At 51.4% G+C, this 21,281-nt stretch carries 22 protein-coding genes; 12 read left to right on the top strand and 10 right to left on the bottom strand.

Annotated features, from left to right (window positions below; translation table 11 throughout):
• Positions 1-12: 12 nt before the first annotated feature.
• The 4 genes from dicD to aspA form a co-directional block, all read right to left on the bottom strand.
• On the bottom strand, positions 13-588 hold the full coding sequence (gene dicD / locus BS639_RS19640) for a division control transcriptional repressor DicD (RefSeq protein WP_055782215.1): 576 nt from the start codon (positions 586-588) through the stop codon (positions 13-15).
• 145 nt (positions 589-733) lie between these two features.
• Positions 734-2,485, bottom strand: a complete 1,752-nt coding sequence (locus BS639_RS19645) for a protein-disulfide reductase DsbD (RefSeq protein ID WP_084984090.1) — start codon at positions 2,483-2,485, stop codon at positions 734-736.
• 104 nt (positions 2,486-2,589) lie between these two features.
• Entirely contained in the window at positions 2,590-3,891 is a 1,302-nt protein-coding gene (locus tag BS639_RS19650) for an anaerobic C4-dicarboxylate transporter (protein WP_055782222.1), read from the bottom strand.
• Between the two features lie 174 nt (positions 3,892-4,065).
• A complete protein-coding gene (aspA, locus tag BS639_RS19655) occupies positions 4,066-5,502 on the bottom strand; it encodes an aspartate ammonia-lyase (protein ID WP_055782226.1) in 1,437 nt (478 codons plus the stop codon).
• A gap of 379 nt (positions 5,503-5,881) precedes the next feature.
• Between aspA and BS639_RS19660 the strand changes: the two genes are divergently transcribed.
• The 6 genes from BS639_RS19660 (at position 5,882) to BS639_RS19685 (ending at position 10,657) form a co-directional block, all read left to right on the top strand.
• Entirely contained in the window at positions 5,882-6,364 is a 483-nt protein-coding gene (locus tag BS639_RS19660) for an FxsA family protein (protein ID WP_055782230.1), read from the top strand.
• A 153-nt stretch (positions 6,365-6,517) separates the two neighbouring features.
• The gene (locus tag BS639_RS19665; RefSeq protein WP_009636718.1) at positions 6,518-6,811 is read left to right on the top strand and encodes a co-chaperone GroES; all 294 of its coding nucleotides are present in this window, start codon (positions 6,518-6,520) and stop codon (positions 6,809-6,811) included.
• A 49-nt stretch (positions 6,812-6,860) separates the two neighbouring features.
• Complete coding sequence (gene groL, locus BS639_RS19670) at positions 6,861-8,507, top strand: chaperonin GroEL (protein WP_055782236.1); 1,647 nt, start codon at positions 6,861-6,863, stop codon at positions 8,505-8,507.
• Between the two features lie 456 nt (positions 8,508-8,963).
• Entirely contained in the window at positions 8,964-9,329 is a 366-nt protein-coding gene (locus BS639_RS19675; protein WP_139804150.1) for a hypothetical protein, read from the top strand.
• A gap of 9 nt (positions 9,330-9,338) precedes the next feature.
• On the top strand, positions 9,339-10,103 hold the full coding sequence (locus BS639_RS19680; RefSeq protein ID WP_084984092.1) for a Fic family protein: 765 nt from the start codon (positions 9,339-9,341) through the stop codon (positions 10,101-10,103).
• A gap of 209 nt (positions 10,104-10,312) precedes the next feature.
• Positions 10,313-10,657: a DUF4156 domain-containing protein gene (locus BS639_RS19685; protein WP_055782243.1), complete on the top strand. Its 345-nt coding sequence runs from the start codon at positions 10,313-10,315 to the stop codon at positions 10,655-10,657.
• A gap of 103 nt (positions 10,658-10,760) precedes the next feature.
• On the opposite strand, the gene epmB is transcribed toward BS639_RS19685, so the two are convergent.
• The gene (gene epmB, locus BS639_RS19690; protein WP_055782247.1) at positions 10,761-11,789 is read right to left on the bottom strand and encodes an EF-P beta-lysylation protein EpmB; all 1,029 of its coding nucleotides are present in this window, start codon (positions 11,787-11,789) and stop codon (positions 10,761-10,763) included.
• A 40-nt stretch (positions 11,790-11,829) separates the two neighbouring features.
• Between epmB and efp the strand changes: the two genes are divergently transcribed.
• The 3 genes from efp to BS639_RS19705 all read left to right on the top strand — a co-directional run bounded on the left by efp (position 11,830) and on the right by BS639_RS19705 (position 12,914).
• Positions 11,830-12,396, top strand: coding sequence for an elongation factor P (efp, locus tag BS639_RS19695; protein ID WP_055782251.1), 567 nt, complete (start codon positions 11,830-11,832; stop codon positions 12,394-12,396).
• 99 nt (positions 12,397-12,495) lie between these two features.
• Positions 12,496-12,624 carry an entericidin A/B family lipoprotein gene (locus BS639_RS19700; RefSeq protein WP_055782254.1) on the top strand — a complete coding sequence of 43 codons (129 nt, stop codon included), beginning with the start codon at positions 12,496-12,498 and terminating at the stop codon, positions 12,622-12,624.
• A 155-nt stretch (positions 12,625-12,779) separates the two neighbouring features.
• Complete coding sequence (locus BS639_RS19705; protein WP_055782258.1) at positions 12,780-12,914, top strand: entericidin A/B family lipoprotein; 135 nt, start codon at positions 12,780-12,782, stop codon at positions 12,912-12,914.
• Between the two features lie 114 nt (positions 12,915-13,028).
• Here the strand turns inward: BS639_RS19705 and blc are convergent, their stop codons facing one another.
• The 5 genes from blc to frdA all read right to left on the bottom strand — a co-directional run bounded on the left by blc (position 13,029) and on the right by frdA (position 17,034).
• A complete protein-coding gene (gene blc / locus BS639_RS19710; RefSeq protein ID WP_055782263.1) occupies positions 13,029-13,553 on the bottom strand; it encodes an outer membrane lipoprotein Blc in 525 nt (174 codons plus the stop codon).
• A gap of 136 nt (positions 13,554-13,689) precedes the next feature.
• A complete protein-coding gene (gene frdD / locus BS639_RS19715) occupies positions 13,690-14,049 on the bottom strand; it encodes a fumarate reductase subunit FrdD (protein ID WP_055782266.1) in 360 nt (119 codons plus the stop codon).
• A gap of 36 nt (positions 14,050-14,085) precedes the next feature.
• A complete protein-coding gene (gene frdC, locus BS639_RS19720) occupies positions 14,086-14,499 on the bottom strand; it encodes a fumarate reductase subunit FrdC (RefSeq protein ID WP_084984093.1) in 414 nt (137 codons plus the stop codon).
• A gap of 11 nt (positions 14,500-14,510) precedes the next feature.
• Positions 14,511-15,245 carry a succinate dehydrogenase/fumarate reductase iron-sulfur subunit gene (locus BS639_RS19725; protein ID WP_173882115.1) on the bottom strand — a complete coding sequence of 245 codons (735 nt, stop codon included), beginning with the start codon at positions 15,243-15,245 and terminating at the stop codon, positions 14,511-14,513.
• On the bottom strand, positions 15,232-17,034 hold the full coding sequence (gene frdA, locus BS639_RS19730; protein WP_055782278.1) for a fumarate reductase (quinol) flavoprotein subunit: 1,803 nt from the start codon (positions 17,032-17,034) through the stop codon (positions 15,232-15,234). Before frdA ends, BS639_RS19725 begins: the two co-directional genes overlap by 14 nt.
• 196 nt (positions 17,035-17,230) lie before the next feature.
• On the opposite strand from frdA, the gene epmA reads away from it, so the two are divergent.
• From epmA to BS639_RS19745, 3 genes are all read left to right on the top strand, one after another.
• Positions 17,231-18,208, top strand: a complete 978-nt coding sequence (gene epmA / locus BS639_RS19735; protein WP_084984095.1) for an elongation factor P--(R)-beta-lysine ligase — start codon at positions 17,231-17,233, stop codon at positions 18,206-18,208.
• Between the two features lie 246 nt (positions 18,209-18,454).
• Positions 18,455-19,828 carry a nucleobase:cation symporter-2 family protein gene (locus tag BS639_RS19740; RefSeq protein WP_084984096.1) on the top strand — a complete coding sequence of 458 codons (1,374 nt, stop codon included), beginning with the start codon at positions 18,455-18,457 and terminating at the stop codon, positions 19,826-19,828.
• Between the two features lie 87 nt (positions 19,829-19,915).
• On the top strand, positions 19,916-21,274 hold the full coding sequence (locus BS639_RS19745; RefSeq protein WP_084984097.1) for an 8-oxoguanine deaminase: 1,359 nt from the start codon (positions 19,916-19,918) through the stop codon (positions 21,272-21,274).
• The last annotated feature ends 7 nt before the right edge of the window (positions 21,275-21,281 follow it).

A 21,281-nucleotide genomic window follows, 5' to 3' on the forward strand; every position in this document is an offset into this window, starting at 1 on the left:
GTCCGCGAATGCTTAAGACAGTGCTCCGTGCTCCCGGCAGCGGGCGATGTTCAAGACATCTTCCGCCAGTCGTCGGGCGACTTCAACATCATGCAGTTGACGTTTTACCAATAGCCTGCTCAGGCAGCCTTCCAGAATCAATTCCATCTGATGCGCCACCATTTCAGCGTCGTCAGAGCCCATCTCTTGCAGTAAAGAGAAGGTATAAAGAAATGAGGCCTGCTTTTGCTGCTCGGCCAATTGATGAATCGACGAGTCACGGTCTGGGTAAAAACTGCAGGCAGCAATAAACAGGCACCCCGGATAGCGATGCTGCCTCACCTGTTCATTAAGAACTTTGTAACGTGCCAGCAGCTTCTGAGGCGGGCTCAGCGAGTCGTCGAGCAGCAACTGGCGGCGCCAGACGTCAATCTGATCGCCATGATGACGCAGGCAGTCGTAAAGCAGCGCCTCGGCGTCTGGCCAGAAAAGCGTAAGTTCATTGAGTGGTACATCGACCAACTCGGACACGGCGTCCAGGGTTAGCGTGGCGATGCCACGCTGCTCCAGTAAATTTAGCGTCTGGTCTAAAACCTGTTCTCGTAGCACTTTATCTCCTTCATTTCCCTGCGTTCTTGGCTCTGTCGCCACGTTGGCTGTACTTGTTTGCCGCCTGACCTCAGCGGCAATAATTGGGAAATATAAAAATCGTAATGTTTGCTACTGCACCAATAGCTCAGGGTAATAGTGTCGTTTAAGGCTGGGTATTGTGCAAATGTGCAGTGAATTTTGCGCTATCCATAAAGCCCGTCACCCGCGACTGCGGCAACTCTTTACCGTCGGGACCAAAGAACAAAATGGTCGGCAGCCCAAGCACGTTAAGGCGTTTGAGTAGCGCAGCCTGTTGTGGATTGTTTTGGGTCACGTCGGCCTGCAGGAGTAGCGTGTTAGCAAGTGCGTCCTGCACCTGCGGCGTGCTGAAAGTATATTTATCAAACTCTTTGCAGGCCACACACCAGTCAGCATAAAGGTCCAGCATCACGCGTCGGCCCTTAGCCTGCTGTAGCGCCGCATTAAGCTGATCAACGTTGGTAATTTTCTGAAAACTCAGCGCATGCGCTGAGGTCTGCGTGCTAACGGCAGGGGCGAATACCCAATCCTGTAGCGGCCGGCTGACGATAAGTGCGGCAGCAAGAAACACCAACTGCAGCAGCCTGAAAATGCCGCGCGTGCTTTTCAGGCTCAATTGCAAAGCCCAGCCGAAGAAAGCGATGCCTAAAATGCTCCACAGACGCAGTCCCCAGACGTCACCCAATATCCGCTCAAGTAAAAATACCGGGAGCGCAAGAATGACAAAACCAAAGCCTTCTTTAACATAGTGCATCCACGGACCGCTGCGAGGCAGCAGTCGGTTACCAAACATCGTGGCGGCGATGAGTGGAATGCCCATGCCTAAAGCATAGAGATAAAGCGTACCGGCGCCAGCCCATGGATTACCGCTTTGCGCAATGTAGAGCAAAATTGCGCTGAGCGGCGCGGTGGTGCAGGGGGAGCAGATAAGTCCAGCCAGAGCACCCATGACGAACACGCCAATCAGCGATCCCCCTTTTTGCTCATTGCTCATTAGCGCCAGCCGCGTTTGCAACGATGAAGGGAGCTGCAGGCTGAACAGGCCAAACATTGATAGGGCCAACGCAATAAACATCACTGACAGGCCAATAAGCACCCAAGGGCTTTGCAGGGCGGCCTGAAACTGTAGTCCGGCGGCAGCAACCACGACGCCAAGCAGCGTATAGGTTAGCGCCATACCTTGCACATAAAGCATCGCCAACAGGAAGATGCGTTTTAGACTGTGAGGCCGCTCGCGGCCCAGGATAATACTCGAAATCAGCGGGTACATCGGCAGTACGCAGGGGGTAAATGCAATACCGATACCGATAATTAGCGCCCAAAGCGGCGAAAAAGGCAGCGGCGTTGGCTGAGATGACGTTTGAACGGTTACTGGCGCGGGTGCATCGACGAGGGGAGTGGCGCTGGCTTTACCGTCGGCAATCACTTCGTTCAGCGGCACTTCACGGGTTTCAGGTGGATAGCAGAATCCTGCCGCCGCGCAGCCTTGATAAGTCACCCGAACCTTGGCGTTGTCCTTGGCATCGCGGATAGGGATCAGCAGGTTCAGGTTATTTTTATAAATCTGCGAATCACCAAAGAATTCGTCCTTGTGCGCCACACCCTGTGGCAGGAAATAAGCCGCAAGGGTGGCGTTTTCTGGCACTATCTCGATTTTTTGGCGATAGAGGTAATAACCATCGCGTATCTGCCAATTAAGCTTAAGCGCAGAGCCTTGTTGAGAAAAATCAAAGTTAAATGCCTGATTCACCTGCACAAAAGGCTGTGAACCTGAGTCGCCAAACAGTGAGGCGTGGCCGCTGGCAGGCAAAAAGAGCAAGCTGGACAGCACTAAGCCGCACAGCAGAAAGAATTTTTTTAAAATCGGGTAATCCATCACAGGCACATTTTCTCTTTTCTGGTCGGCGACAGGGCTTTCCGTCGCCTATTTTTTCACCCGCCATTATACCTGCCATGATGGATTTGGAGAACGTCAGACTGTTAAAGAATGATGCTGCCGAGTGCAAAGCTGAAAATGACCGACAGAATTATCGCCACCGTACCTGGAATAAAGAACGGATGATTGAATACAAATTTGCCGATACGGGTGGTGCCGGTGTCGTCCATTTGCACGGCAGCGACTAGCGTGGGGTACGTGGGCAGGATGAACAGACCGGAGACCGCTGAGAACGATGCGACAGCGGTCAGCGGAGAAACGTTCAGTGCTAAAGCCAACGGCATCAGTGCTTTGGCCGTGGCCGCCTGAGAGTAAAGCAGCGCCGAGCTGAAGAAGAAGATGACCGCCAGCAGCCACGGATGCGCCTGAATCATGTCGCCCGCGGTGTCTTTTATCCACCCGAGATTGGCCTGCACGAAAGTGTCACCCAGCCACGCCACGCCAAGAATACAAATACAGGCGCTCATACCGGCTTTAAATGTTCCCGATGACAGAATCAGGTCGGTATCGACTTTGCACAGTAGGGTAATCAGGGTGGCAACGCTCAGCATGATAATCAGTATTGCGCTGTTGGTGGTCATCGGTGGCGTCGTCACCAGGCCGATGCTCGGGCTGCTAATTACTGCGTAGGCCACAACCGACAACACGCCGAGCAGAAAGATGCATACCGAAGCCTTTGCTCGCGGCCTGACCTCAAGGATTTTATTACCGCGCAGGCTGATTAGGCCCTCTTTAAAACGTTTCTGATAGGTTGGATCATCACTCAGCTTCGAGTCAAAACATAGGCTAACGAAGATGGAGGTCAGAATTATCGCGCACAAGGTAGAAGGAATAAGCACCATCAACAGATGCAGATAACTGACGCCGTGACCTTCCATCACTGACGACATGTAAACCACGGCGGCAGAGATAGGAGAGGCGGTAATGGCAATCTGTGCCGCAACAACAGCGGTCGAAAGCGGGCGGCTAGGCTTGATGCCCTGCTCCTTTGACACCTCGGCAATCACTGGCAGGGCAGAGAGTGAGATATTTCCTGTGCCAGCCAGCACGGTTAGGCAGTAGGTGACGATGGGTGCCAGAATAGTAATGTGACGAGGATTGCGTCGCAGTAACTTCTCAGTTTGCAGCACCAGAAAATCCATACCTCCAGCGACCTGCATGGCCGAGATAGCGGCGATCACGGCCATCACAATGGAAATAACATCGAAGGGTATGGTTCCGGGTTTAACGCCAATCAGCGCCAGCGCCAACACGCCGAGCCCACCTGCAAAACCAATGCCGACCCCGCCGAGACGTGCCCCCAGAAAAATTGCTGCAAAAACGATGATTAATTCAATGATTACCATAATGACTTTTCCATTATTCTCAAAAATTTACTTACCAGAGAGTTTAATGGGGAAGTATCAATAATACGCAGCGTTGTGACAGTGTTTTGTTCAAAAAATAAGGGCGTGAGGTTAAAAAATCCTCGCGCCCTTGATTCAGCTCAAACCTTAAACGTTAATTCGCTAGGCTAAAAGCTACTGCTCGTTTTCATCGGTATAACGTTTGGCTTTGTAAGCCGGATGCATCAGGTTTTCAACCGAGAAGATGTCGTCGAGTTCGGCAGCGGTCAGCAGGCCGCGCTCCAGCACCACTTCTCGTACGCTTTTACCGGTTTCCGCACAGATTTTACCGACAATGTCGCCGTTGTGGTGGCCGATAAACGGGTTCAGGTAGGTCACGATCCCGATTGAATTAAACACATAGAATTCACACACTTCTTTATTGGCGGTAATACCGTTGATGCATTTTTCCAGCAGGTTGTAGCAGGCATTGGTCAGGATATGGATAGATTCGAACATTGCCTGGCCAATAACGGGTTCCATTACGTTGAGCTGCAGTTGGCCTGCTTCTGCCGCCATGGTGACGCAAATGTCGTTGCCAATGACTTTAAAGCACACCTGATTCACCACTTCCGGAATAACCGGGTTCACCTTGGCGGGCATAATTGACGAGCCGGCCTGCAGTTCTGGCAGATTAATTTCGTTCAAACCGGCGCGCGGTCCGGAGGAGAGCAGGCGCAGGTCATTACAGATTTTAGATAGTTTAACCGCCAGACGTTTCAACGAGCTGTGCACCATAACGTATGCGCCGCAGTCTGAGGTGGCTTCAATCAAGTCTTCTGCCGGAACGCAGGGCAGGTTGCTGACTTCTGCCAGCTTCTGCACCGCCAGCGCCTGATAGCCTTCTGGCGTATTCAAGCGGGTACCGATAGCGGTTGCACCAAGGTTAACCTCAAGCAGCAGCTCGCCGGTGCGCAGCAGATTACGGGTTTCTTCTTTTAATAGCACGTTAAACGCGTGAAACTCTTGGCCCAGCGTCATGGGTACCGCGTCCTGTAGCTGTGTGCGGCCCATCTTCAGGATTTTTTCAAACTCGACCGATTTGCGTTCGAAACCGTCACCCAGCTGGGCAATGGCGTCAATCAGCTTAAGCACGGAGGCGTATACCGCGAGCCTAAAACCGGTCGGGTAAGCATCGTTGGTGGATTGGCATTTGTTCAGGTGATCGTTGGGATTCAGGAACTGGTAGTCCCCTTTTTGGTGGCCCATCAGCTCTAGGCCAATATTCGCCAACACCTCATTAGTGTTCATGTTTACGGAAGTACCGGCACCGCCTTGGAAAACGTCGATTGGGAATTGATCCATGCATTTCCCTTTATCTAACACTTCATCACAGGCCTGAATAATGACGTCGGCAATTTTGCGAGGGATAGTTTGCAGCTCTTTATTGGCTAATGCCGCCGCTTTTTTAACCATCACCATGCCACGGACAAATTCCGGAACATCGCTGATTTTAGTGTTACTGATATAAAAGTTTTCAACAGCGCGCAGGGTATGGATACCCCAGTAAGCATCGGCGGGCACTTCACGTGTACCCAGCAGATCTTCCTCGATACGGATCGTATTTGACATGAGAACCTTCTTTTTGGTGCTAAACAGTTACAGGCTGATTAGAGAGATGTTACAGACGCTGAGTTAAATAAAATAATACACCACTAAGAGCGACCGCGAGGGCGATCATATGCTGCTCTTGGCGAAATGCACGCACTTAGTGCATTACGGCAATGCTTTTGTTCGAAAGGTTTACGTATCTGTGAAATTTCTCACAAATCAGTACCTCGACCAATTTAAATATCGCCAACGGCTTGAAATGGTCTGCTAACGATACCATCTCATGGTAGTCAGTCTTCATAGGATAAGCCTATGGGGCCCCCATTGCAGAGTTCTGAATCGTCGGCATAAGGCATGATTCAGGGCCCTTGAGATATATTACAAGTATAAGGAGAGCGCAGTGCGCTGGTTACCTCTACTGCTGTTGTTTCTGTTGGCTTACATAGAAATAACCTTATTTATCAAAGTTGCTGCCGTGCTAGGCGTGGCAATGACTTTGCTGCTGGTCGTTTTCACCTCCTGCGTTGGTGTCTCACTGGTGCGCAATCAGGGGATGAAAACCATCTTTCAGATGCAGCAAAAGCTGGCTCAGGGTGAGAGTCCTGCGGCCGAAATGGTAAAAAGCGTATCGCTGGTGCTGGCGGGTTTTCTGCTGCTGGTTCCTGGCTTCTTCACCGATATTTTGGGTCTGCTGCTGCTGTTGCCGCCGGTGCAAAAATCGCTGACGCTGAAATTGATGCCGCATTTAAATATTTATCGCCCCGGTGGTGCAGGTCCTGCGACTGGTAACACCTTTGACGGCGAGTTCCAGCGTAAAGATGACCATACTGAGCGGCTGGTCTCTCAGATTGAAGATGACCGCAAGGATCCGAAAGATCATTAAGTTTACGCAGAAAGAAAATTCAAAAAATTTTCATTCTGCCCTTGAAGGGGCGCGGAATGCCCCCATTAATCAAACCACGAGGTCAGGATAGGCTTGTACCTGACGTTCAACCCTTAATAATTAGATATAGACCTGCTCACAGGAGAGTTATCAATGAAAATTCGTCCATTGCATGACCGCGTTATCGTCAAGCGCAAAGAAGTTGAATCCAAATCTGCTGGCGGCATCGTTTTGACTGGCTCAGCAGCGGGTAAATCAACCCGTGGTGAGATTCTGGCCGTCGGTCATGGTCGCATTCTGGAAAACGGTGAAGTTAAAGCGCTCGACGTGAAAGTTGGCGACATCGTCATTTTCAACGACGGTTACGGCGTTAAAGCTGAGAAGATCGACAATGAAGAAGTGTTGATCATGTCTGAGAGCGACATTCTGGCTATCGTTGAAGCCTAATCGTCTCATATCACTTTTTCTGAACTGAACGAATTGAAGGGAAATTATAATGTCAGCTAAAGATGTAAAATTCGGTAATGACGCACGCGTAAAAATGCTGAACGGCGTTAACATTCTTGCCAACGCAGTTAAAGTTACCCTGGGTCCTAAAGGCCGTAACGTAGTTTTGGACAAATCTTTTGGTGCGCCGACCATCACTAAAGACGGCGTCTCTGTAGCGCGTGAAATCGAACTGGAAGACAAGTTCGAAAACATGGGCGCTCAGATGGTGAAAGAAGTTGCGTCCAAAGCTAACGATGCTGCGGGTGACGGTACAACTACTGCGACCGTTCTGGCTCAGGCAATCATCATTGAAGGTCTGAAAGCTGTTGCTGCGGGCATGAACCCAATGGACGTGAAACGCGGTATCGACAAAGCGGTTGTTGCCGCTGTTGAAGAGCTGAAAACACTGTCTGTTCCTTGCTCTGACTCTAAAGCCATTGCTCAGGTTGGTACTATTTCTGCCAACTCCGACGAAACCGTGGGCAAACTGATTGCTCAGGCGATGGAAAAAGTAGGCAAAGAAGGCGTTATCACCGTTGAAGAAGGCACCGGCCTGATTGACGAGTTGGACGTTGTTGAAGGTATGCAGTTCGACCGCGGCTACCTCTCTCCTTACTTCATCAACAAGCCAGAAACCGGCGCTATCGAACTTGAAAGCCCGTTCATCCTGCTTGCTGATAAAAAAATCTCCAACATCCGTGAAATGCTGCCCGTACTGGAAGCCGTTGCGAAAGCCGGTAAACCACTGCTGATCATTGCAGAAGACGTTGAAGGTGAAGCTCTGGCAACGCTGGTGGTTAACACCATGCGCGGCATTGTTAAAGTGGCAGCCGTTAAGGCACCAGGCTTTGGCGACCGTCGTAAAGCCATGCTGCAAGACATCGCAACCCTGACCGGCGGTACTGTAATCTCTGAAGAGATCGGTATGGAGCTGGAAAAAGCCACCCTGGAAGATATGGGTCAGGCCAAGCGTGTTGTTATCAACAAAGACACCACCATCATCATCGACGGTATCGGTGAAGAAGCGACTATTCAGGGCCGCGTAGCTCAGATTCGTCAACAGATCGAAGAAGCAACCTCTGATTACGACAAAGAAAAACTGCAAGAGCGTGTGGCTAAACTGGCAGGCGGCGTTGCCGTTCTGAAAGTTGGCGCAGCGACTGAAGTTGAAATGAAAGAGAAAAAAGCCCGCGTTGAAGATGCCCTGCACGCTACCCGTGCTGCGGTTGAAGAAGGCGTGGTTGCCGGTGGTGGTGTTGCGCTGATCCGCGTTGCGCACAAACTGGCTGGCCTGAAAGGCGATAACGAAGACCAGACCGTAGGTATTAAAGTTGCACTGCGTGCAATGGAAGCGCCACTGCGTCAGATCGTTATCAACGCAGGTGAAGAAGCTTCTGTCATCGCTAACAACGTGAAAGCGGGCGAAGGCAGCTACGGCTACAACGCTTACACCGAAGAATACGGCGACATGATCGCGATGGGTATCCTGGATCCAACTAAAGTAACGCGCTCTGCTCTGCAGTATGCGTCTTCAGTCGCTGGCCTGATGATCACCACCGAGTGCATGATTACCGACCTGCCTAAAGATGATAAAGGCGACATGGGCGGTGCTGGCGGTATGGGTGGAATGGGCGGCATGGGCGGCATGATGTAATCATCCCCCAGCGGCTTTTCTGCTGAATTTTGACCACGTTTCGGCGTTGTCAGAGTTGAAGAAACCCGGCCTTTTTAGGTCGGGTTTTTTTATGTGCCAAGGAACTGTTAAAAATTATAATAAAACGCGCATATTTTCATTCAAGTTGTCATTTATGTAGCTTTAGTTTGCTTAGTCAAATTTGCTGTCTTAGTGTGGTAAACAAAGTTTTTAAAAAAGTTTGTTTGGAGCAGATATGGCGAAGATAGAAGGCGTTCACATCCCCCAAATGAAACCTTGCTTGAACAATATCTCTTGGAAGAGGAAGGGAGAGCGGTCTTCTATAGCCTTCTAAAGAGCGTTGACCCAAACATTCACGGCTTCGACAGTAAAGGAAATTACCTCCACTGGGATGGTTTCATCACTCGGGCCAGAACATTTAAAGCAAACAAAGAAATATCCTACCTCGTTTTAAAAATGAAACGTTCTCTCACCGCTCACGATCGTCTCGTCGATGAGTTCGGACAACCCTTTCTTTATACCGAAAACGGTCTGATGGCCAAGCTCCATGAAATCAGCAAAATGATCACCTTTGACCACCTTAATATTGCCACGGCTCAAGATAAGCATCGCCATTTGGCTAAAGGCGTCATTATGGAAGAGGCCATTTCTAGCGCACAGCTTGAGGGGGCGGTGACAACGCGCAAGGTGGCTAAACAGATGCTTGAGACGGGGCGAGAGCCGAAAAATGTCTCTGAGCAGATGATTGTCAATAATTGGAATCTTATCCAAAGTACGCAAGAGCACAAGGATGATGCTCTGTCGCTGGAGCTTATTTTTTAATTTAATCAAATCGTTACGGAAGACGCGCTTGAAAATGGACATTCAGCGGGCGAGATAAGGAATGCTGCCGTATTCGTAAAAAATATTGTCACAGGGGATACGGTTCATGAGCCGCCCCCGTATGAGCAGATTGAAACAATGCTCGCGATGATCTGCGATTATGCAAATGCGGAACACAGGCTGGGAGGAGAATTCATCCATCCAATCATTAAGGCCTGCGTGTTACATTTTATGATTGGCTATATTCATCCCTTTTTTGACGGCAATGGTCGTACTGCTAGGGCCCTTTTTTACTGGTATATGTTAAAAAGTGGCTATGAAAACTTTAGGTATATTTCAATTTCTGCGCTTCTGAAAGCAGCACCAAAGAAGTACATGAAAAGCTTCCTCTATACTGAGACCGATGAAAATGATCTCACACATTTCATCGACTATCAGCTGAGCATTATCATTCGCGCCCTTGAGCGATTTACTCAGTATGTGAGAGACAAGGTTGCCGAGTTACACAATGCCATTGAGGCGATTAAAACATCGCCACTTAATGACCGCCTCAGCCTTCATCACATCACTATTCTTGAAAAAGCGTTAAAGCATTCAGGCAGAACATTCACGGTTAAAGAGATTGAAAACGATTTTAATGTTTCCTCGACGGCCGCCCGTGGCTATCTGGATAAATTGGCAGAAATGGATCTGCTGATTAAGTTCAAACTGAGTGGAAGGACTCAGGGTTACATCGCCCCTGCAAATCTCAGAGAACGCCTTTGCGTTAGCTGATTCGGAAATTTGTACCTTTATTCTGTCGGGTTAAGTAAGATAAGTCTCATCGTCCTGATTAAATAACGTGTAGACTAGTGCCACGCTCTATTACGGGTTCGTTTCAGATAATGCGTTGAATTTTGGGTAAACTCGGCAACGGATGCCTTAGATTGCGAAATGTTATCTGATAGGCGTTAAGTACTTCTCAAAAATAAATGGGGAAAGAGATGCGGATTAAAATGTTGCTTGGCCTTTCAGCTGCCATGTTGCTGGCGGGTTGCAGCACAACACAACAATTAAGTTCTGCCGGTCAACAAGTCAAATTTACCGACGACAAGCCGAGCAGCCAGTGTCAGCCTTTGGGAACCGTAACCGGCGCACAGAGCAACTGGTTCTCAGGCACCAACGGTGACGGCAGCGCGATGCGCGGCGCAGCAAACGACCTGCGTAACAAAGCGGCAGAAATGGGCGGCAATACCATTTATGGTGCCAACAGCCCGACGCAAAATATTTTGTCCAGCCTCGCGCCGCTCGACAGCAAAATGGTGGGTCAGGTTTATAAGTGCCCTTAAGCGGCCAAAACCGAAAAATACCGCCAATAAAAAAGGGATGCCAACGGGCATCCCTTTTGCTTTATGTGAATCTGAAACTTATCAGTAAAAAATTATGAAAAAGTCACGACTGTTTCAGGTTTAAATCCAGAGGCGTTTTGCTAGGCTCTCCACCAATCTCACGGGTTAGCGTAGGCACCATATAGCCTGAAACACGGCTGAGCAGGCCTTTTATCAAGACCCTTGCCTCATCGTCGTTGACCATGAAATGCGCCGCGCCCTGTACTTTGTCGAGCACGTGGATGTAGTAGGGCATAATGCCTGCGTCAAACAGCGCATTGCTCAGCGCCGCCAGGGTCTCGACGCAGTCATTTACGCCGCGAAGTAATACGCTTTGATTGAGCAGCGTCACACCCGAATTTTTCAAACGCGTCATACTTTCACGCAGTGCGTCGTCAATTTCATTGGCGTGATTGATGTGGGTCACCATCAGCACCTGCAGTCTAGAGTCACTGAGGCGCTGGCAAAGCCCCTCAGTGATGCGTGCAGGGATAACTACCGGCAAACGCGTATGAATTCGCAGGCGTTTAATGTGTGGAATGCCTTCCAGTTCGCTAATGAGCCAGTCGAGTTCATGGTCTTTCGCCATCAACGGGTCACCGCCGGAGAAAATTATTTCATCCAGTTCGGGCTGAGTACGGATATACTCCAGCGCCTGAGACCAATTATTTTTGTTTCCCTGATTTTCCTGATAGGGAAAATGACGTCTAAAGCAGTAGCGGCAGTTAACCGCACAGCTGCCTTTGACCAGCAACAGTGCGCGATTACGGTACTTGTGCAATAACCCCGGTACCACGCTTTTTTGTTCATCGAGCGGGTCAGTGCTAAAGCCAGGTGCCGCGATAAATTCTTCGCGTGCCGTCAGAACCTGCAAAAGTAAAGGGTCTTGTGGATCGCCCGACCGCATGCGCGCAACAAATGCGCGAGGCACGCGTAACGGGAATAAACGACGGGCTTCGCGGCCCTGCTGCAATTGTGCATGATCGTTAAGTGCCAGAAGTGTAAGCAGTTCGTCCGGGTCTGTAATTACATCGCCGAGTTGATGCAACCAATCTTCTCTAAAAGGCGTTTTTAGGGTTACAATGTGTGCCATTTTTTTGGCTAAGCTACCAGTTTAAAATTAGAGGGCCATTATGGCGACTTATTCTAGCAACGATTTCCGTCCGGGTCTTAAAATCATGTTCGAGAACGAGCCTTACGCGATCGAATCCAGTGAATTTGTAAAACCGGGCAAAGGTCAGGCTTTCGCACGCGTTAAGATGCGTCGTCTGCTGACCGGTTCTCGCGTAGAGAAAACCTTCAAATCTACTGACTCTTGTGAAGGCGCGGACGTTGTTGATACCAACATGAACTACCTGTACAACGACGGTGAATTCTACCACTTTATGCACCCAGAAACTTTCGAGCAGCACGGTGTGGATGAGAAGACCGTTTCTGATGCGTCAAAATGGCTACAGGACAACGCAGAATGTATCGTTACCCTGTGGGACGGCCGTCCTATCGCCGTTCAGCCACCGAACTTCATCGAAGCTGAAATCACCGAAACTGACCCAGGCCTGAAAGGTGACACTGCCGGTACCGGCGGTAAACCCGCGACTCTGTCTACTGGCGCCGTGGTTAAGGTTCCATTGTTCGTACAGATCGGCGAAGTTGTTCGTGTTGATACCCGTTCTGGCGAATACGTTTCACGCGTTAAGTAACGTTTGATCGTTAAATAACAGCGCAATAACGTATTTTGCAAGAGAGCACCACCGCTGCTGTGGTGCTCGTGTTCGACCCATTAATTGGATTACGTAACAATGTTGAAGAAAATGTTGTTTATCGTGGTTTCAGTGCTGATGTTGGCGTCGTTGAGTGGTTGTAATACGGTTCACGGTTTTGGTGAAGATGTGTCACACCTCGGCGGTGCCATTTCCAGAGCAGGCTGACGAAAGTCGGCCTTTTTTTTGCCTTTTCACATTCTACTCCTGCCCGCATTCCCTCTTATTTATCCGAAATTGCGCCAACCTGACTCCAGTAATGGCCATTTTTTACTACACTTAAAGCGCTATACTTTACATTCTCTTATAGGAAGGATTTTTATATGCTGAAGAAAAGTATTCTCGCCATCGCCTCCGTTCTTGTGCTCTCCAGCCTGCTTAGCGCCTGCAATACGACGCGCGGCGTGGGTGAAGACGTTTCAGCGGGCGGTCAGGCGATTCAACGCAGTGCGCAATAATTTGCGGATGCATAAATTTTGCAATCAACGCAGATCTATTGATGATCAGATTTAGGGTTAACCGGGTGACGACAGACTGCAGTGTCACCCCTTTTGACCTTTACCGAGTGGGGGCTAGGGCTGTTTGACCCACACCAGTTTGCTAGTATCAAAACCATAACGCTGTGCAGTTTCAAGCAGATGCTGTTTTACGCCCTCATCAAGTTTTGGCGCTCTGGAGAGGATCCACAGATAGCTTCTGTCCGGACCGCAAACCAGCGCATAGCCATAGTCTTTATCCAGCTCGATGACGTTATAACCGCCGTAAAACGGACCAAAGAACGAGACTTTAAGCGCGGCTCTTGACGTTGGGCCGGTGAAATAGCCTTTTCCTTCGCTCTGCTGCCAGCGATTTTTCGCCGGGTTAAAGCCGCGATTTATCACCTTTATTCCGCCGTCGTCGCGCAGACTATAGTTAGCGGTCACCTGCTCTAAACCACTTTCAAAACTGTGGTCGAGTCGGGCAATTTCATACCAACTGCCTAGATAGCGATTAATCTCGAAATTATTCACCACTTTAATGTTGTCTGGCGGTGTCACGCTACAGGCAACCGAAAGCAGTGCCGTAATAATGACGCTTATTTTTGACCAAATACGCATTGTCTTCCCTTTCTAAAGTTGAATCTACAGTGTAGATAATAGGAAGCGACTCTGACAGCGACTCAGCGATAAAAGACGGCGATACAGCGGCTTATCTATCGATATCGCCCGTCTTCTAAGCTATAGGGGGACATCGTTAGAAAATGAAAAGCATCAGTGCGCAGGCCAGACTCAATCCGCTGGCCGAACCATAGAACAGCCACTTTGCCGCAGGCAGCGAAATTTTAAGGTCATGCAGGCTGTGATGCAGCCGATGCAGCGCGCACCAAATCGGGAGGACGATAGCCAGCAGCAGAAATATTCGGCCTATAAAACTTTGTGCGAAATTTATCAGCCTTGAATAGCTCAGTGCTTCAGCGGGAAACCAGCCCAGCGGCAATAGAATGCCGACCAACAGAATAATGACCGGTGAAACAATAGCGCTCCACATGCCGCCTGCGCCAAACAGCCCCCAAAAAATCGGTTCATTTGAGCGCACGGGTGTCGATTTTCTCATTTTTACCTCAATCCGATAATTTTCAGTCCGCGTCGTTTAATACAGCGCGGCAATGGCCAGCACCAGCAGAGTGGTGAGCAGTGCCAAGGCCCACAGCAGAGTAATAATCGGCTGTGGGCCGACTTTATGCGCCTTCACCACCACAATTGCCGCTTTCGGTGCTAGCTCGAACCACGTCTTGGCGTGCAGCAGCGTCGCGAGAAGCGTGACTATGTTCAAAACCAGCACTAACGGATTTTGAAGAAAAGCCACAAAATCCTGCCAGCTCTCGGGGCCGTGTTTAAGACAAACTAACCCCGCGAGCAGCAGCAAACTGAACCACAGCGTGGGTATCGCTGTAGCTTCACGCAGCATATAAAAGCGGGTAAAAGCTGATTTCAACCACCAGTTGGCCGACATTTCTGCCCGATAGGCTTTGCGTTTGCTGGCTGGCTGTGTTGTGCGAGTCATATATTTTTCCCTCATTGAGGCCTTAAACGTGCAATCAGATAGTCCTGGCTGCTGGCAACTTTGCCTAGTTGGATAGCCGCCGCCGGATCGACCTGTTTTGGACATACCTCTGAGCAATACCCCACAAAGGTGCAACGCCACACGCCGTCTTCAGCGTTGAGCATCGGCATGCGCTGCCGGTTGCCATTGTCCCGGTTATCAAGGTTATAGCGTTGCGCCAGCACAATGGCTGCCGGACCAATAAACTCGGGATTAAGCCCAAATTGGGGACAGGCAGCGTAGCAAAGACCACAGTTGATGCAGCCGGAGAACTGGTGATACTTCTCCATCTGTGTGGGCGTTTGACGGTTAGGGCCTTGTTCTACGCGGCGGGCATTGCCGATGATGTAGGGTTTGATTGCCGCGAGGCTCTCGATGAAATGGGTCATGTCTACGATTAGGTCACGCTCAACCGGAAAGTTCGCCAGAGCCGCTATTTTCATGCCTTGAGGGTAGTCTCGCAGGAATGTCTTACAGGCGAGCTTTGGCACCCCATTGACCATCATGCCGCAGGATCCACAGATAGCCATGCGGCAAGACCAGCGGTACGACAGATCGCTGGCCAGATTATCCTTGATGTAGCCGAGTGCATCGAGCAAGGAGGTCTGGTTATCAAAGGGTACGGGGTAGCTTACCGGATGCGGGCTGCTGTCGCGTTCAGGGTTGTAGCGCTGAATTTCAATTTGCAGCTTGTTAATCTTTAGCACTTGGCTGCTCCTTATCTTGTCGATCTTGCGCGTCGGCGGCGGCCCCGTAAACGCGCCGCGCCGGAGCCAGTGTGGTGATGTTGACGGGAGAGTAATCCAGCCGCGGCGATCCATCGGGGACATAGAATGCCAGCGAATGCTTGAGGAAATTGACGTCGTCGCGCTCGGTACAGCCACTGTCCAGTCGCTGGTGGGCGCCGCGAGATTCTTTGCGCTTGAATGCTGAATGCGCCATGCACTGCGCCACGTCCAGTCCGTAGCCAAGTTCGAGTGTGTAGAGCAGGTCGGTGTTGAATACGCTGGAGGTATCTTTAATTTTTACCTTTTTTAGCCGCGCTTTCAGCTCATCAATCTTGGCGATCGTTTTTTGCATTAGCGCCGGCGTACGATAAATCCCGCAGCCTTCTTCCATCGACAGACCCATCTCGTCGCGTATTGTGGCCCAACTCTCCGTCCCTTCTTGCTGCATCATACTGTGCAAGCTGCGCTCAATGTCTCGACCCTGGGCGGTAATCGCCCAGTTTGACGCAGTATTGGTGTTGAGTGCGAACTGCGCTGCCTGCTCACCGGCTAGGCGGCCAAACACCACCAACTCTGCCAGCGAATTCGACCCTAGACGGTTGGCGCCGTGCAGGCCGACCGAGGAGCACTCGCCTACGGCAAAAAGTCCGGCAATACGCGTGGCACAGCGGGCGTCAGTTTCTATGCCCCCCATGGTGTAGTGCGCGGTGGGGCGAACGGGAATAGGGTCTCGTGCAGGATCGATGCCGACGTAGGATTTCGCCAGTTCACAGATAAACGGCAGCCGCTCGCGAAGCTTTTTCTCGCCAAGATGGCGCAGGTCGAGATAGACCACATCGCCTCTAGGAGTGGGGTCAGTGCGGCCGGCCAGCGATTCATGCCAAAATGCTTGTGAAACTTTGTCGCGCGGGCCGAGCTCCATGGTTCGATTTTTAGGCTGGCCCAGCGGCGTTTCGGGGCCCATGCCGTAGTCCTGTAAATATCGGTATCCGTTTTTATTGATAAGGACGCCACCTTCTCCGCGGCAGCCTTCGGTCATGAGAATTCCCGACCCCGGCAGTCCGGTTGGGTGATATTGCACGAACTCCATATCGCGTAAGGGTACGCCGTGGCGCAGGGCCATGCCCATGCCGTCACCGGTTACGATGCCGCCGTTGGTGTTATAACGATAAACTCGGCCCGCGCCGCCAGTGGCCATGACCACCGCTTTGGCGCGGATTTGAACGCGGGTTCCTTCCATCATATTAATGGCCAGCAGGCCGTGGACGCGACCATCGTCTACCAGTAAATCAACCACAAAATGCTCATCAAATCGGTGTATTTGCGGATATTTCAGCGAGGTTTGATACAGCGTGTGCAGCATATGGAAACCGGTCTTGTCGGCGGCAAACCAGGTACGTTCAATTTTCATGCCGCCAAATCGCCTCACATTGATGCTGCCGTCATCTTTACGACTCCACGGACAGCCCCACAGCTCGAGTTGGGTCATTTCTTGCGGACAGTGACGAACAAAATAGTCGACGACGTCCTGCTCGCACAGCCAATCGCCACCAGAAACGGTGTCCTGAAAATGGCTGGCGAAACTGTCGTTTTCCTGGACAACGGCTGCCGATCCTCCTTCTGCCGCCACAGTATGGCTGCGCATAGGATACACTTTAGAGACGAGGGCAATATTGAGTTGTGGGTGGGCTTCGGCGGCAGCAATGGCGGCGCGAAGGCCCGCACCACCAGCACCCACGACGACGATATCAGCATTAAAAATTTCCACGGTATTGCTCCATAAAGAGTGGAAACAGGGATGGGCGACGTTGATCTTGACGATCATACTTAAGGAGTAGGATGTGGGATTTGATATAAACGCTGATTTCGCCAGTTTTCGAGGAATAGCGTCGATGAGCGAAATTTGTTTGCTTGCGGGGATGCGGGTAGACTGCATGCTCTGTCTGACATCGGAGTAAGTAATCATGAGCGAAACAGCAAGCTGGCAACCCAGTGCATCTATCGCCAATTTGTTGAAGCGTGCGGCAATTCTCGCTGAAATTCGACGATTTTTCAGCGATCGCGGCGTATTGGAGGTGGAAACACCGGCCATGGGTCAGGCGACGATCACCGACATTCATCTGTTTCCTTTTGAAACTCGTTTTGTTGGACCCGGAGCGGCTGAGGGCATGACTCTTTATCTGATGACCAGCCCGGAATATCACATGAAACGCCTGCTGACGGCTGGAAGTGGACCGATTTTCCAAATGGGGAAAAGCTTCCGCAATGAAGAAGCCGGGCGTTATCACAACCCAGAATTCACCATGTTGGAATGGTATCGTCCGCGTTACGACATGTACCGCCTGATGAATGAAGTCGACGATCTTCTGCAGCAGATCCTCGACTGCGATACCGCCGAAACCGTGTCTTATCAGCAGGTGTTTATCCGCCATCTCGAGGTTGATCCTTTATCAGCCGACAAGGCCCAGCTGCGAGAAGTGGCCGTCAAGCTGGATCTTTCGAATATCGCCGATGAAGAAGAGGATCGAGATACGCTGCTACAGCTGTTGTTCGCCATGGGCGTTGAGCCACATATTGGCCGTGACAAACCGACTTTTGTTTATCATTTTCCGGCGACGCAGGCCTCTCTGGCTGAAATCAGTACGGAGGATCATCGCGTTGCCGAGCGTTTTGAGGTGTATTACAAAGGCGTTGAGCTGGCCAACGGTTTCCGCGAATTGACTGATGGTCGCGAGCAGCGCCAGCGTTTTGAACAAGATAACCGCAAGCGCGCGGCAAGAGGTCTGCCGCAGCATCCTATTGATAACAACCTTCTGGCGGCGTTGGAACAGGGTATGCCTGAGTGTTCTGGGGTTGCATTGGGCGTCGATCGCCTGATTATGATTGCGTTGGGTGCCGAAAGCCTGGCCGATGTATTGGCGTTCCCCGTGACCCGCGCCTGACGCAATGTATGCCCCTCTGCACCGCAGGGGGGATTTGCACAGTTTTAGTGCCGTGAATCTAAAATTTGCACCTCATGAAACAAAAGTATGCAAATGAAGATTTTCTGATTTTAAAGTTTCAGGAAAAAATCACACTGCTTCACCCCTTATAATACGCGTCCTCGTCCGGTATCTGCTCAATCCTTTCTTTTCTCTGGCCTGATTTATGCATAGCAAAATAATCACATTATTATGCCGGAACCTCGTATGCCTGAATCCAATGAAAAAGAGCTGCTCTACGGACTTGAAGAGCGCATTGCCCCCGCGCCTGCGTTTTTCACCGCTGTTCAACACGTGTTGGCCAGCGTCGTTGGGATCATTACGCCTCCGCTGATCATCGGTTCACTATTGGGACTGACTGCCTATCTCCCCTATCTGATCAGCATGTCGCTGTTGGCTTCCGGGATCGGAACGTTTATTCAGGCACGCCGTTTTATGGGCGTGGGGGCAGGAATGATCTGCCTGCAGGGCACCAGTTTTGCCTTTTTAGGGGTGATCCTCTCCGGCGGATTTTTGGTTAAAAGCCGGGGTGGTTCGCCAGAAGACATCATGGCAATGATCTTTGGCGTTAACTTTGTGGCGGCATTTATTCCGTTGATCGTTAGCCGTTTTATTAGCCAGCTGCGCCGCGCTTTCACGCCGTTGGTGACCGGTACGGTGATTGTGCTCATCGGTATCAGCCTGATTAAAGTCAGTATTACCGACTGGGGCGGCGGTCACGGCGCTGCCGATTTTGGTGCACCGGCTAACCTCGGACTCGGGGCCTTAACCCTGCTGGTCATTGTCATTCTTAACCGCACCTCGTTGCGCAGCCTGCGTCTGTCGGCGATTGTGGTGGGGATAGCCGTTGGCTGCCTGGCGGCGGCGTTGACTGGACATCTGACCTTTAAACCTCTACAGGGCAGCTGGTTTGAACTGCCGCGGCCTTTTCGTTTCGGGTTCAATTATGACTGGACTATTTTCGTGCCTATCGCGCTGGTGTCGTTCATCAGCATTCTCGAGGCGGTGGGCGACCTGACGGCCAACTGCATGCTTTCACAGCAGCCTATTGAAGGGGAAAGTTTCCGTAAACGCCTCAAAGGCGGCATTCTGGCCGACGGCGTGAGCTGCATGATAGCAGCGATGTTCTCGGCTTTCCCCAACACCACGTTTGCCCAGAACAACGGGGTCATTCAAATGACGGGCGTAGCCAGCCGTCGCGTAGGGTTGTACATCGGCGGTCTGCTTGCCGTACTGGGTCTGTTCCCCGTTATTGGCGGCGTATTGCAGCAGATCCCTGCGCCGGTGCTGGGCGGAGCAACGCTGGTGATGTTTGGCAGCGTGGTTGCGGCAGGTATCCGTATCATGACCCAGATGCCGCTAGGCCGCCGTGAGATGCTGATTGTCGCGATTTCGTTTGGTATCGGTTTGGGCGTCGAGGCTGTGCCGGAGGTGCTGAAGCAATTCCCGCAAATTATCGGTAATATCTTTGGCCATGCGGTGACCAGCGGGGGCGTAATCGCCATGCTGCTGAATTTCCTGATGCCTGTCGAGCAGCCGGAAAAGGCCGTGGAGGCGGTAAAACCGATTAAAGTGAATTAAAATTCTGCGCTGCGGCGCCCCTGGATCAGCAGACAGGGCATAACTGAGCTGGCTAACTTTATGACTTTTAACCTAAAGGAGCCAGTTATGTTCACGCAACGTACTTGGATCAAAAACCCGCTTGCCGTTTTCACCGCCAATGCGCTTAATGCCGACGGCGGAATTGTTATTGAAGGTTCCCGCATCGATGAGCTGCTGTCTACGGGGCAGCAGCCTTCGCGCCCCGTAGACAGTGTGATAGACGCCGCCGAATGCGTACTGCTGCCGGGACTCATCAACACCCATCATCATTTTTATCAAACCTTAACCCGGGCCTGGGCGCCGGTGGTCAATGCGCCGCTGTTTCCGTGGCTAAAGCAGCTTTATCCGATATGGGCGCGGTTGCAGCCCGATGCGCTGGCGCTGGCAAGCCGCGTAGCAATGGCAGAGCTGCTGCTCTCCGGCTGTACCACCACAACTGACCATCACTATTTGTTTCCACAGGGCATGGAAGACGCCATTGACGTTCAGGTCGAAGTGGTGCGCGAGCTGGGGATGCGTGCCTTGCTGACCCGCGGGTCGATGAGTCTGGGAGAGGACGACGGCGGGTTGCCGCCCATGCACACGGTGCAGTCGGCTGAGGTGATTTTGCAGGACAGCCAGCGGCTGATTGACCGTTATCACCAACGCGGCGAGGGGGCGTGGATGCAAATTGCGTTAGCCCCGTGCTCGCCTTTTTCAGTGACGACCGACATCATGCGCGAAAGTGCACGCATGGCGCAGCGCGAAGACGTGCGATTGCACACACACCTTGCTGAAACGCTGGACGAAGAGCAGTTCTGTTTGCAACGTTTTGGGCTGCGAACGGTGGATTATCTCGACAGCGTTGGCTGGTTGAGCGACCGGACTTGGCTGGCGCATGGCATTCATTTTAACGACGAAGAAATTCGCCGTCTTGGCGCGGCGGGCACCGGAATTTGCCACTGTCCAGTATCGAATATGCGGCTTGCATCGGGAATGTGCCCCACCCGGGACCTTGAGGCTGCGGGCGCGCCGATAGGCCTCGGTGTTGACGGTTCGGCGTCTAATGATGCCTCTAACCTGATGTACGAGGCTCGACAGGCGCTTTATTTGCAACGGCTGAAATACGGTACGGAATACGCCACGCCAGAGCGGATACTTGGCTGGGCAACGCGCGGATCGGCACGGGTCATTGGTCGCGACGACATCGGACAGCTCGCGGTGGGCAAGCAGGCGGATCTGGCGCTGTTTAAGCTGGATGAATTACGGTTTAGCGGGAGTCACGACCCCATTGCCGCGCTATTGTTGTGCGGAGCTGAGCGCGCAGACAGCGTGATGGTAGGGGGGAAATGGCGAGTCAGAGAGGGCAATATCGTCGATATGGACATAAAATCACTGATTTTGCAGCATCGTCAGGCCGCTAAAAAGCTGTTCGAAACCCTGTAGACAGACC

This window comes from Rouxiella silvae, assembly GCF_002093625.1.
GTDB classification, from domain to species: domain Bacteria; phylum Pseudomonadota; class Gammaproteobacteria; order Enterobacterales; family Enterobacteriaceae; genus Rouxiella; species Rouxiella silvae.